The 12,632-nt window shown below is 49.5% G+C and carries 9 protein-coding genes; 4 read left to right on the top strand and 5 right to left on the bottom strand.

What is annotated here, in order from left to right; genetic code table 11:
- The first annotated feature begins 40 nt into the window (after window positions 1-40).
- From yajC to secF, 3 genes are read left to right on the top strand one after another with little or no spacing between them, the layout of a single operon-like run.
- Window positions 41-370 (top strand): preprotein translocase subunit YajC, encoded by a 330-nt coding sequence (gene yajC, locus P253_RS10955; RefSeq protein WP_005180065.1) that lies wholly within the window; start codon window positions 41-43, stop codon window positions 368-370.
- A gap of 53 nt (window positions 371-423) precedes the next feature.
- Complete coding sequence (gene secD, locus P253_RS10950; protein ID WP_016658621.1) at window positions 424-2,325, top strand: protein translocase subunit SecD; 1,902 nt, start codon at window positions 424-426, stop codon at window positions 2,323-2,325.
- A gap of 8 nt (window positions 2,326-2,333) precedes the next feature.
- Window positions 2,334-3,305 (top strand): protein translocase subunit SecF, encoded by a 972-nt coding sequence (secF, locus tag P253_RS10945; protein WP_171066693.1) that lies wholly within the window; start codon window positions 2,334-2,336, stop codon window positions 3,303-3,305.
- A gap of 49 nt (window positions 3,306-3,354) precedes the next feature.
- Here the strand turns inward: secF and P253_RS10940 are convergent, their stop codons facing one another.
- The 5 genes from P253_RS10940 to cysM form a co-directional block, all read right to left on the bottom strand.
- Window positions 3,355-3,999 (bottom strand): 4'-phosphopantetheinyl transferase family protein, encoded by a 645-nt coding sequence (locus P253_RS10940; protein WP_035363465.1) that lies wholly within the window; start codon window positions 3,997-3,999, stop codon window positions 3,355-3,357.
- 76 nt (window positions 4,000-4,075) lie between these two features.
- A complete protein-coding gene (locus P253_RS10935; RefSeq protein ID WP_016658618.1) occupies window positions 4,076-6,382 on the bottom strand; it encodes a RelA/SpoT family protein in 2,307 nt (768 codons plus the stop codon).
- A gap of 31 nt (window positions 6,383-6,413) precedes the next feature.
- Window positions 6,414-7,805: a 23S rRNA (uracil(1939)-C(5))-methyltransferase RlmD gene (rlmD, locus tag P253_RS10930; protein ID WP_016658617.1), complete on the bottom strand. Its 1,392-nt coding sequence runs from the start codon at window positions 7,803-7,805 to the stop codon at window positions 6,414-6,416.
- A gap of 6 nt (window positions 7,806-7,811) precedes the next feature.
- Window positions 7,812-8,633, bottom strand: a complete 822-nt coding sequence (locus P253_RS10925; RefSeq protein WP_016658616.1) for a 3'-5' exonuclease — start codon at window positions 8,631-8,633, stop codon at window positions 7,812-7,814.
- Window positions 8,634-8,659: 26 nt separating this feature from the next.
- Window positions 8,660-9,589, bottom strand: coding sequence for a cysteine synthase CysM (gene cysM / locus P253_RS10920; protein WP_005180080.1), 930 nt, complete (start codon window positions 9,587-9,589; stop codon window positions 8,660-8,662).
- A gap of 154 nt (window positions 9,590-9,743) precedes the next feature.
- On the opposite strand from cysM, the gene P253_RS10915 reads away from it, so the two are divergent.
- Window positions 9,744-12,554, top strand: a complete 2,811-nt coding sequence (locus P253_RS10915; protein ID WP_005180081.1) for a GacS-like sensor histidine kinase — start codon at window positions 9,744-9,746, stop codon at window positions 12,552-12,554.
- Window positions 12,555-12,632 lie beyond the last annotated feature (78 nt).

The following is a 12,632-nucleotide window of genomic DNA, read 5'->3' as shown; positions in this document are numbered from 1 at the left end:
TCAATGTTATTGATTCCAGTTTTTAGTTTAGGAAAATGAAATGAGCCTTTTTATTTCTACTGCTCACGCAGCAGGTGAAGCTGCACAACAACCAAGCATGGTTGCTAACCTTTTGATGATTGCAGTATTTATTGCAATTTTCTACTTCCTGATTTGGCGCCCGCAATCAAAACGTGCCAAAGAACACCGCGCCCTGATCGACAGCCTGGGCGTAGGCAGCGAAGTGGTGTTTGCTGGTGGCCTGATGGGTAAAATCACCAAACTTGAAGGTGATTTTGCAGTGGTTGAACTGAACCGCGGCGTAGAAGTAAAAATTCAGCGTGCCAGTGTGATTTCAGTTCTGCCTGAAGGCACATTAAACAACCTTTAATCAAAAATTAGTCGTGCGCCCGCACGACTTTTTCATTTTAAGAAGAAAATTAAATGCGTTACCCAGCATGGAAATATCTACTCATCCTTGTGGTTCTGGTGGTGAGTACATTATATGCCCTGCCAAGTTTGTATCCAGATGAACCTGCGGTTCAGATTTCTGGGGCCAAAGCCGGTACCCAAATTGACCAAAGCATCGTACAAAAAGCAGAGCAAATTCTAAAATCAGAAAATATTGCCAGCCATGACAACAGCTTTACCAATAACGCAGCCCTGTTGCGTCTGGACTCAAGCGAAGCACAGCTTAAAGCCAAAGATGCATTACGTCAGGGCTTGGGTGATGATTATGTCGTGGCCCTCAACCTGGCGCCAACCACTCCAGAATGGCTACAGAAAATTGGCGCCAAGCCAATGAAACTGGGTCTGGACTTGCGTGGTGGTGTTCACTTCCTGCTGGAAGTGGATATGGACAAGGCCATCAGCCAGCGCATGGAAACCTCTGCGACTGACCTGCGTCGCCAACTGCGCGACAACAAGCTGAAATTCAACAGCCTGTCTTTGAATAACAACACCATTACCGTGCAGTTCGCCAACAATGACGACCGCTCAGCCGTAATGGACTTCTTGCGCCGTAACGGCAACGAGTTTAACCAGCAGGCACTGGCCACCACAGATGGTGCCATGTTGCGCCTGACCTATACCGACACGCGCAAGCAGGAAATTGAATCCTATGCCGTGAACCAGAACTTGACCACGCTGCGTAACCGTATTAACGAGCTAGGTGTGGCCGAAGCACTGGTCCAAACCCAAGGCAGCAACCGTATTGTGGTGGAATTGCCGGGTGTACAGGATACCGCTGAAGCCAAGCGTGTTCTGGGTCGTACTGCGAACCTGGAATTCCGTCTGGTCTCTGACCTGAATGATCAGCACATTGACCCGTATACCGGTCAGCTCAGCAGTCAGACCTTACCACCGGGCACTGAAGCCTTTGCTTTTGAATCACTCGACAGTGGCCGTCAGTTGCTGCTGAACCGTAGCCGTATTTTAACCGGTGAGCGCGTACAGAATGCATCGAGTGGCTTTAGTCAGGATACTGGCGGCGCCGAGGTAAACATTACCCTCGACTCTGCAGGCGGCAAGCTGATGGCAGACGCGACCCGTAATGCGGTCGGCAAACGTATGGCGGTACTGTTCATTGAGAACAAGCAGCGCATCAGCTATGTAACTGATCCGGAAACCGGCGTCCAGACTGAAGTGCGTACCCCATACACCGAATCTGTGGTGATTAACGCCGCAACCATTCAGGCGGTATTAGGTTCACAGTTCCGAATTACCGGTCTGGATTCACCGCAAGAAGCGGCTGAACTGGCATTAATGCTACGTGCCGGTGCCCTGGCTGCTCCAATGTACTTCGTTGAAGAACGTGTGATTGGTCCAAGTCTAGGTCAGGAAAATATCGACAAAGGTGTAACCTCGACCCAGATCGGTTTTATTCTGGTTGCAATCTGGATGGTGGTGTTCTTCCGTCTGTTTGGCGTGATTGCCAACTTCGCGCTGGTATTTAACCTGGCGATGATCCTGACAGTGATGTCATGGATTGGTGCTTCTTTAACCTTGCCAGGTATTGCCGGTATCGTGATTACCATTGGTATGGCGGTCGATGCCAACGTGCTGATCTGTGAGCGGATACGGGAAGAGATCAAATGGGGGGCCTCACCAAAACAGGCCATCGTAGCCGGTTATGACCGGGCCTATAACACCATTTTCGACTCGAACTTAACCACCTTCCTGGTGGCGTTCATTTTGTTCGCAATTGGTACCGGTCCGATTAAAGGCTTCGCCGTGACCTTAATGATTGGTATTGTTTGCTCGATGTTTACGGCCATTACCGTAACCCGTGCGATTGTACAGATCATTTATGGCAAACGCCGTAACCTGAAAAAGTTGAGCATTTAAGGAGATCGATGATGACTGAGAATACTCAACTGAATCCGAAAAAATACGGCCGTCCAGATGATGAGCGCGTCATTCCGTTTATGAAGATTGCGTTGCCGGCGGCATTGCTTTCGATCATTTTAACCGTGGCCAGCATCTTCTTTATTGCCACCAAAGGCTTAAATCTGGGTCTGGACTTTACCGGCGGTATTGCCGCAGAGCTGAACTACAGCAATCCGGTGAAAGCCAGCGATGTCTCTTCTGCCCTGACGCAGGCCGGTTTCCGTGATCCGGTGGTACAAACCCTGGGTTCTGAACGTGACCTGATGGTGCGTATGCCGGTGCAGGACGAGATTGAAGTCGAAGACCTGACCCAGACCATTACCGCAGCGGCACAATTGCCGGGCAACAGCGCCGATGTGACCAAGGTTGATGTGGTCGGCGGTCAGGTCGGTAACGAGCTGTATGTACGTTCTGCAGGTGCCGTGGCACTGGCACTAATCCTGATGCTGATTTATGTCACCATCCGCTTCGAGTTTAAAATGGCGATGGGTGCGGTGCTGTCCCTGTTCCACGATATTATCGTGACGGTGGGTATTTTTGCGATGATGCAATGGCCGTTTGACCTGACCGTATTGGCAGCCCTGCTGGCAATTATCGGCTTCTCGCTCAACGATAACATTGTGGTCTCGGACCGTATTCGTGAAAACTTCCGTAAAATTCGGGGGGCTTCGCCGCTGGAAGTGGTCAACATTGCCTTAACCGAAACCTTACGTCGTACCATCCACACCTCGATGACGCTGTTACTGGTGGTGGTGGCGATGATGTTAATGGGCGGTGATGGCCTGAAATGGTTCTCGATTGCCATGTTTGTCGGTGTCTTTGTCGGAACTTATTCTTCGATTTATATTGGTACCGCCTTTGCACTTTGGCGCGGTCTGAACCGTCAAGACTTCATTATGCAGGTAAAACCGGAATTTGAAGAGGAAGAAATTCCTTAATTATTTTCCTTTCTGTATCCATAAAAGCTCATCTCGGGATGGGCTTTTTTTAATGGCGAATCAGTTGCAGCTTAGGAAACTGAAATCCCTTGCAGGAACGTTCAGAACGCCAGGCCACGGTCAGGATACAGCCACCAATCTGTAGATGCTGATAGGCAAACGTACCCAGGCTCTCATGATGACAAAACCCACCCTGCTGATGCGGATGAACCCCGCTATTCAGCTGATTCAGGCTCATGCGAATACCCAGCCCTGACGCTTTCAGGACGGCTTCCTTGGTGGTCCAAACCTTAAACCAGTAATCTGTCTCCTGGTCATAAGCCTGCCACAATTCCCATTCAGCCGGATGAAACATGTGCCTGGCCAGACTTTCAAAGCGCACTTTGCGATCCAGATCTTCAACATCCACCCCAACATCTTGCAGCTGCTCGCTATAGGCCAGTGCATAATGCTGACGGCTGTGACTATGATTCAGGGCCAGCTGCGGATACGCAAGCAAAAACGGCTTACCATACGCAGTACGGGCAAAATCATCCGAGCAGATTGGCACGTTTAAATAGGCCGATAGGCGCTGGTTACGAAAAGCATAAATGGCCTGCTTCTGCTGCTGGATGTTCTCTTTACGCTCCAGCGCCGGCTGCTGCGGTGCAATCTGTGCCAGACGGGCCAATTCTAGAATAATCTGTGCGCTCATGTGTGCACGCATTCCCTGCATAAACAAAAACCAGCGATCAAGATCACTGGTTTTTTTCAAAGATAAGAAAGAAAGCTTAATTGCCCTGTACCAGACGACGGGCGCTGATAATCCCCGGCTGCTGCTCCAAACGTGCCAGCAGACGTGACAGTTGCGCCAGACCTTTGACTTCAATTAACAGCTTCATATTGGCAATACCATCATTTTCGGAAATGGTATTCACCTGACGAATATTAATCTGATCGGAGAAAATCACCTGAGTCAGATCTTTCAGCAGACCACGGCGATCATAGGCTTCTACCACAATCTGTACGCTTTGACCACGGGTTGGCTGCATTTCCCAGTCCGCTTCCACCGCACGCTCTGTCTCCTGGCTGATCATGCGGACATAATCCGGACAAGCCACCTTATGGATGCTGACACCGCGGTTCAGGGTGATATAGCCTGCAATGGATTCACCATGCACCGGCTGACAGCACTGGGCAATATGCAGCTCGACGTTATCCAGGCCATCAATCAGAATGCCATGCGCTGACAAGGTATGGCTGGCACGCGGATTTAGGGTTGGTTTTAATACCAGTTCCGGTTCATCCTGATCCAGATGCATATGCCGGTTGACTTGGTTAATCAGCGCATGCAGGCTGATTTCACCATTGACCAGACCAATCAGGATATCTTCACCGAGTTTGACATTAAAGTGATTGCAGTAATCATTCAGGTCAATACTTTTCGGGTGAATTGCCAGACGCGACAATTCCTTATTCAGAATATCACGACCGATTTCCAGATTCTTGCTGCGGTCCTGCTGTCTGAACCAATGGCGTAACTTGTCACGCGCCCGCGCAGTCTTGATATAACCAAGTGAGTTCACCAGCCAGTCGCGGTTCGGTTCACGGTCTTTCTTGGTCAGAATTTCGACCTGTTCACCGGTTTTTAAGGTATAGGTCAGCGGTACATAACGCTGATTGACCCGCGCGGCATAACACTTGTTACCGACTTCGGTATGCACATGGTAGGCAAAGTCTAGCACGGTCGAGCCACGCGGTAATTCTTTAATATCTCCATCGCGGCTAAACACATAAATCTTTTCAAAATCTTCAAACTCTTGCAGCTGCTCGAAGTTTTCAGTTTCATCATCGGACTTATGCGCACTGGCGTCGTTACGTTCCTGATAATGTTCCAGCACCGCGCGCAAAGAATGCAAACGATGATTGAAGGAATGATCGGTGGTTTTGCTGCCTTCTTTATAGTTAAAGTGTGAACACACGCCAAGCTCTGCTTCTTCATGCATTTCCATGGTACGGATTTGCACTTCCAGCGACTTGTTTTCAGCAATCACGGCAGTATGTAGCGAGCGATAACCGTTGGCTTTCGGATTGGTAATGTAGTCATCAAACTGATGCGGAATATGCCGCCACAGCTGATGTACGATACCGAGCGAGTGATAACATTCCGGAATGGTTTTGACCAGTACCCGCACTGCACGAATGTCATAAAGCTGGTCGAAGCTCAGGTCTTTGCTCTTCATTTTTCGATAAATCGAATAAATGTGTTTGACCCGGCCGGTAATTTCCGACTCAATGCCATGCGCGGCCAGCTCGCTCTTGAGCTTATCAATTACAAACTGGATGTATTGCTCACGTTCTAGCCGCTTTTCATTCAGTAAAGACGCAATTTCTTTATAACGGTCCGGCGCCAGATAACGGAAAGCCAGATCTTCCAGCTCCCATTTTAACTGGGCGATGCCCAGACGGTGCGCCAGTGGCGAGTAAATGGTCAGAATTTCACGCGCGACCCGTTCCTGACGCTCTTTAGATGCAGTGGTCAGTTCACGTAAGGCATAAGTACGCTCGGCCAGCTTGATCAGTACCACACGCACATCTTCAGTGACTGAAATCAGCATTTTATAAATGCCGGTCAGATGCTCGCGCTGATTGTTATTGAAGTGATCTTCCAGCCGTTTATTCTTTTCAATCAGCTCAGACAGCTTACCCATCGACAGGGTGCCTTTGACCAGGGTATGTACGCTGTCACCGAAATGCTCATGCACCTCTTCCAGGGTCATCACCCCTTCACGCACACTGCGGTACAGCATGGCAGCCGACAAAGTATCTTCATCGACATGCAAATGCGCCAGAATATCAGCCATTTCAATTCCGGTATACAAGGTATTGGACCGGTGCTTGACTGTCGTTTCCAGCTCTTTTTGTAACGTATAGGTGGCAACTTCTTCGAGTTTTGCTAATGCTGCCCCATCTAAGATATCACGAACCCGGTCCAGCCATTCTGCCAGATCCTGTCGTGCTTGCTCGGCATGTTCTACAGTCGTTTCCTCAGACAATTCGTTTAATCGTCCAGGAAGTTGTTCACGTACTGTGACCATACCCTACTCCTACCTCTATATACTTCATTTTCTATAAATCGTTTATTGATTTTTCTTGCTCAAATAAGGCAATCGATTCTACATGACCGGTATGGCTAAACATATCCATCACCCCGGCTTTGCTTAAACGATAGCCCTGTTGCACCAGCATCCCCGCATCCCTTGCAAGTGTAGCCGGATTACATGACACATAAACGATTCTTGCCGCACCCAATTTGGGCACATAATGCATGACTTCCTCAGCACCGGAGCGCGGAGGGTCAATCAATAATGCATCAAATCCTTGATTTGCCCAAGAATGATGCGAAAAATCTTTTGTTAAATCTTGTGAAAAAAATTTCACCTGAGTTAACCCGTTCAGCTGGGCATTTTCCGCACCACGATGCACCATTTCATCTGAACCTTCTACGCCAACCACCGTACCACTTTCGCCGACACAGCGCGCCAAAGGTAAAGAGAAATTGCCTAATCCACAAAACAGATCCAGCACACGCTCACCGGCCTGCAACTGAAGCAAATCACATGCCAGCTTGACCATTTGCGGATTCACGGTGGAATTTACCTGGGTAAAATCCAGCGGATGGAAAGCAAATTTCAGCTCAAATTCCGGCAGTGCATAATGCAGACGCATGGCCTGATCAGGTTGATCCACACGTTGCACACTGTCTGGTCCTGCAGGCTGCAGATACAGTTGCCATTGTTTCTGTAACGCAAATTTGAGCAGTTGGTTGACATCTGACTCAGATAATTTTTCCGTATGCCGGACCAATAGGGCAATTTCCGTGTCACCCATCGCCAATTCTACATGACCAATGTCGGCTTTGCCTTTTAGACTTTGGAGTAGTTGTTTCAGACGGGTGATCGAACCGAGTTCACGATCTAGAATCAGACAGCGGTCAATTGAAGTTAGCCGGTTGCTCTGGCGTTCCCGGAAACCGACCACCAGTTTGTCTTTATTCGGGAAATAACGCACCCCGATCCGGGCACGGCGGCGATAATCCTCCCGGGTTGAACGTAACGGCATTAGCCATTCATCCGGCTGAATGCCGGCAAAATGCTGCAGATGCGACTTGAGTACATCCTGTTTTAAACGAATCTGCTCATCTAGCTGGATATGCTGCATATTGCAGCCGCCACAGACACCAAAATGCGGACACGGTGGCTCGACCCGCATCTCGGCTGGTGCAGATAACAGTTCGATATAGTCGGCTTCTTCTAGCCGTTTGGTGACATGATGAATCCGTGCTTTGACTGTTTCACCCGGCAAGGCACCCTGAATAAACACCTTCTTGCCGTGTTTATCCTGCGGATGTTCAGGCTGTGAACCATAGTGTGCAATCCCGCGCCCTTCATGGGACAGCGACTCAACCTGAAAGGTATGGATCAGGGGTTGAGCTGGACGAGCGGATGGACGATGTTTCATGAGCACCTAAAGTGTGGAAGATGGGAAATCTGCAGCAGTAAAGTCTGTGGCTTGTGCATTCTGGCGCCAGGCTGCAAGGAACTCGCCATGCTGTGGCAGGCTGGATAAATACTGGATGGTGGTCTGAACCCACAGGCGATGATCATCTAGCTGCAACTGCCCTTTCAGCAAGAGCCAGCGCAGATAGATCAGCCAGGTATTCAGCACATCACCTTCACAATAGCTGGTGAGTTTGAGCCATTCACCGGCGCGGATATATTCCGGCACATGATAACCGGCTTCGCCGCGTTTACCCGGAAAACCGAGCAGATGCGCCATATCATCCAGTTTCTGGAAATTCCGGCCATTAAACATGGCCATCACATCCATCAAGTCAATATGCCGCTGATGATAGCGGTTCTGGTAGTTATTATAGCGCTTTTGCGTGTCAATTTCGCCCTGATCAAACAGACTTGGCGCAGACAGGCCATGATACATGGCACGATATAAAATTACCGGCAAATCAAACTGCGAACCGTTCCAGCTCACCAGGGTCGGATGACGCTTGTCAAAAATCGACAGAAATTTTTTCAGGATTTCGGCTTCGGTATACTGTTCCCGGCTAAAAGAAAACAGGGTCATTAAGCCGGTTTCATCAATCCACAGACCGGAAATACAGACAATTTCATGCAGCGGCAAACGCTGAAAATCCATGCCCGATTCCTGACGGCGCAGCTTCATCAGCGCCTGCTCCAGATCTGCCTCAGGCAAATCTAGACCATACAGATGCGCCCCCGACTTCAGGTCGGTCCATGTTTCAATATCAAATACCAACACAGGTAGACGCATAATTTTCTCTACAGCTTGACGGCGGTTTATTCAGGATCTTGAACGGAAAATAAACCGGTTGATAAATAACGGTCACCCCGGTCGCAGATAATGCAGACAATCACCGCATCCGGGTTTTCTTCTGCCAGTTTCAGTGAAGCCCATACTGCACCACCCGATGACGTTCCGGCACTGATACCTTCTTTTTGCGCCAGTTTACGCATGGTCCGCTCGGCTTCAATTTGTGGAATATCAATAATCCGGTCGACACGACTACGATCAAAAATGGTCGGTAAATATTCTTCCGGCCAGCGGCGAATACCGGCAATGCTGGAACCATCTGAAGGCTGTAACCCAACAATCTGAATATCCGGATTCATTTCTTTCAGGTATTTGGATACCCCCATAATGGTGCCGGTGGTCCCCATCGAGCTGACAAAGTGGGTAATTTTACCGCCAGTTTGCTGCCAGATTTCCGGTCCGGTGGTCAGGTAATGCGCTTCGACATTGTCCGGATTACCAAACTGGTTCAGTACCAGACCTTTGCCTTCGGCCTGCATTTGCAGGGCCAGATCACGCGCTCCTTCCATGCCCTGTTCTTTGGTCACTTCAATCAGTTCGGCGCCATAGGCACGCATGGCATCTTTACGTTCCTGACTCATGTTGTTCGGCATGATCAGCTTCATCTGATAACCACGCATGGCAGCCACCATGGCCAGTGCAATCCCCGTATTTCCGCTGGTGGCTTCAATCAAGGTATCACCCGGTTTGATCTGACCGCGCTTTTCCGCCTGCATAATCATGTTATACGCTGGGCGGTCTTTGACTGAACCTGCCGGATTGTTGCCTTCCAATTTGGCCAACACCGTGGCTTGGGTATGACTTGCAAGACGCTGCAAGCGTACCAATGGCGTTTTGCCCACATAATGATCTAATAGAAATTCATCGGCTTGGAAATCAGGGGTGGTATTACTCATTATTTGCACCTTTCTCTAGGTGCGCATATTGTATGAAAAAAACCACCCGCCTGCACTCTTTTCACCAGCTTTTTCGTGAAAGTGCTTAAAGCACAGTCAGTTTTAAAATAAAGCGTGCTAAACTGCTCGGCAGAACGAATAAACTGCTTTAACCATGTCAAATATCAATAAAAAGTTATTTAAGCGCCTACATTTAAATCATGCTTATGGGCAACTGATTGCCCTGATATTTGTGCCCATTATGGTGCTGGCGGCAGTCGGTGCAGGGCTGGTTCTGACCGAAACCTCGAATGCAGCGCGCGCCCAGCAAAAGCAGATGGCGATTGCGATTTTAACCCGCTATGAAATGCTGTCTGAAGTGGCCTTGCAGCAGCTCAACACCTTTCCCTGGCAATATGAGCAGGCGCGCAGCTATATGCAAAACCTGCTCAATGAAAAGCATTTACTTCGGACTGCCATTATTGATTCCCAAGGCCGTAGCCGCCTGAGTATGGGCTATCAAGATCAGGCCGGCTGGCCCAGTTTTCCGCGCGATGCCGCCTTCTTTGGCCCCATTCAGCATAAAGACAGCCATGTCTATGGTTTACGTATTGATGAAAGCCAGAGCCAGTATGCCTGGCTGCTAATCGAACTAGACAATCAACCCCTGGAAATTGCCCGTTATCGGGTCATGACCGTGCTGATTACCACCGGCCTGCTGACCCTGATGCTTCTGTTGCTGTGTCTAAATTTCTATTCGCGCCGCTGGATTGCGCCAATGTACGAAATCCGTATGCAACTGCAACGCCTGAATGCCGACACGCTAGATCAGCACATGGTAATTAACAGTACCGGCGAGCTGCGTTTATTGCAGCGTGATATTGCCAATGTGGTCAAGCGTCTGCATTTCAGCTTTCTGGAACTAAAAGAACATACCGAACAGACCGAAGATGACTTGCGCCGCACCCTAGATACCTTGGAAGTCCAGAACATTACTTACCGTCAGGCACGTGACCAGGCGATTTCAGCCAACCAGTCCAAATCGGTCTTCCTGGCCAATATCAGCCATGAATTACGTACTCCGCTGAACAGTATTGATGGCTTTATCCATTTATTACTGCGCCAGGGTAATCTCAGCAATGAGCAGAACCTGTATCTGCAAACCATTCGCAAATCCTCGGCGCATCTGCTGGCGCTGATTAACGATGTACTGGATTTCTCGAAAATTGATGCCGGCAAACTGGAACTGGAAACCGCACCTTTTGATCTGGAAGAAGCCATTTATGATGTAATGGACATGCTGTCGCCGCTGGCCGCGCAGAAGCAGATTGCGATGGCCTTTTATTATGCTGACAACGTGCCAAAGCATGTGATTGGCGATGCCCTGCGCTTTAAGCAGGTGCTGACCAACCTGATTTCCAATGCCATTAAATTCACCCCGGATGGTGAAATTATTGTACGTGCGCGCATTGAACATGAAGATATCGGTCAGAGCATGATTCACTTTAGCGTGCAGGACAGCGGTATTGGTTTAAGCGGCACCGACCGGAAAAAACTGTTTGAATCCTTCTCGCAAGGCGATGCTTCTGTGACCCGTCAGTTTGGCGGGACCGGTCTGGGGCTGGCCATTTCCAAGCAGCTGGTACATTTAATGCAGGGCCAGATTGGCTTTGAAGACAACCAGGAACGCGCACCGACTGAAAAAGGCTCGACCTTCTGGTTTACTGCCGTATTCAGCATTGATGAGGATGAAATTATTGTGCACCCACGCTTTGCCAACAAGCATGTGGTGTCCTATCTGGCGCATCCGGCAACCGCCAATGTGCTGCGTCACTATCTGGAAAATTATCAGGTCCAGCATACCGAAACCACTTCGATTCTGGACTTATTCAGCCGACTCAATCACCTGTCTACACCGGAAGAAGACACCTGGTTAATTGTCGATCATAGCGGTGACACCGAAGCCTTACTGAAAGAAATTCGCAGCCGCTATCAGGGCAATCTGGCCATTTACGGCTACCAGATGGCGCTTGATCTAAGCATGCTGAATGAATATCGCACCCGCCCGCTGTATCAGCCTTTAAGCCGTGGCGCGCTGATTCAGTTACTGAACAATGAAAATCCGTTTGAAGATACAGGCACCGAAGTCTTTGATGGACAGGGGCTACATGTGCTGGCGGTAGATGACCACTTGCCAAACCTGATTGTTTTAGAAGCCTTGTTAGGTGAACTGAATGTCACCACCACCAAAGCGCTGAGCGGTCAGGAAGCCCTGAATATCCTGCAAGAGCGGATTGAACAGGATGCCAAACCGTTTGATCTGGTGTTTATGGATATTCAGATGCCGGTGATGTCCGGGATTGATACCACCCGCGCCATCCGCTCGCTGGAGTCCACCCTCGACAAGCATAAACGCCTGCCAATTATCGCCCTGACCGCGCATGCGCTGGCCGATGAAAAACAGAATCTGCTGAAGGTCGGCATGGATGATTACGTCACCAAGCCAATCCAGATTGAACAGATCATCCAGATTCTGACCCACTGGACCACTGAAAACTTTAACAAGGTGCCGGCAGTGGAAAAAGCCGTGGTGATTGAAGCGCTTGATCCGCTGGTTCTTGACTGGCAGCAAAGCCTGATGCTGGCCGCCAACAAGGAAGATCTGGCACTGGATCTGCTGCGTATGCTGCTCGACAGCTTTGCCACCGAACTGCATGAAATGCAGCAGCTGATTGAACTGGAAGATTTCCCGCAACTGGAGCATGTGCTGCATCGCCTGTATGGCGCCACCCGTTATGTCGGCACCCCAAGCCTGCAGGAAGCCACCGGTTCTTTTGAGCAGTTTGTTTCGACCTTACGTAAAGAACGCCGTAAAGCCGATGATGCCTTTATTCAGGAAGTGCTAAGACGCTTTGATGAATTACAAGCCGTGATTGCTCAGGTTGAACATGCCGCCGAGCAGATTCTAAACAAGCACACGCAGTAGTCTGACTCGACTAAAGTCAGGGTCTTGAAAGATGGATGTGACTGCCCTGTCATGTATCATGCGTATCTGCATGCTATG

The organism is Acinetobacter indicus CIP 110367 (genome assembly GCF_000488255.1).
Lineage (GTDB): Bacteria > Pseudomonadota > Gammaproteobacteria > Pseudomonadales > Moraxellaceae > Acinetobacter > Acinetobacter indicus.
The sequence above is the reverse complement of the archived record's forward strand: the minus strand, read 5'-3'. Positions and strand labels throughout refer to the sequence as shown.

What these genes read in the sequence shown, in the direction of transcription:
- yajC (WP_005180065.1), top strand. Translation starts at nt 41, where the DNA reads ATGAGCCTTTTTATTTCTACTGCTCACGCAGCAGGTGAAGCTGCACAA.
- secD (WP_016658621.1), top strand. Translation starts at nt 424, where the DNA reads ATGCGTTACCCAGCATGGAAATATCTACTCATCCTTGTGGTTCTGGTG.
- secF (WP_171066693.1), top strand. Translation starts at nt 2,334, where the DNA reads ATGATGACTGAGAATACTCAACTGAATCCGAAAAAATACGGCCGTCCA.
- P253_RS10940 (WP_035363465.1), bottom strand. Translation starts at nt 3,999, where the DNA reads ATGAGCGCACAGATTATTCTAGAATTGGCCCGTCTGGCACAGATTGCA.
- P253_RS10935 (WP_016658618.1), bottom strand. Translation starts at nt 6,382, where the DNA reads ATGGTCACAGTACGTGAACAACTTCCTGGACGATTAAACGAATTGTCT.
- rlmD (WP_016658617.1), bottom strand. Translation starts at nt 7,805, where the DNA reads ATGAAACATCGTCCATCCGCTCGTCCAGCTCAACCCCTGATCCATACC.
- P253_RS10925 (WP_016658616.1), bottom strand. Translation starts at nt 8,633, where the DNA reads ATGCGTCTACCTGTGTTGGTATTTGATATTGAAACATGGACCGACCTG.
- cysM (WP_005180080.1), bottom strand. Translation starts at nt 9,589, where the DNA reads ATGAGTAATACCACCCCTGATTTCCAAGCCGATGAATTTCTATTAGAT.
- P253_RS10915 (WP_005180081.1), top strand. Translation starts at nt 9,744, where the DNA reads ATGTCAAATATCAATAAAAAGTTATTTAAGCGCCTACATTTAAATCAT.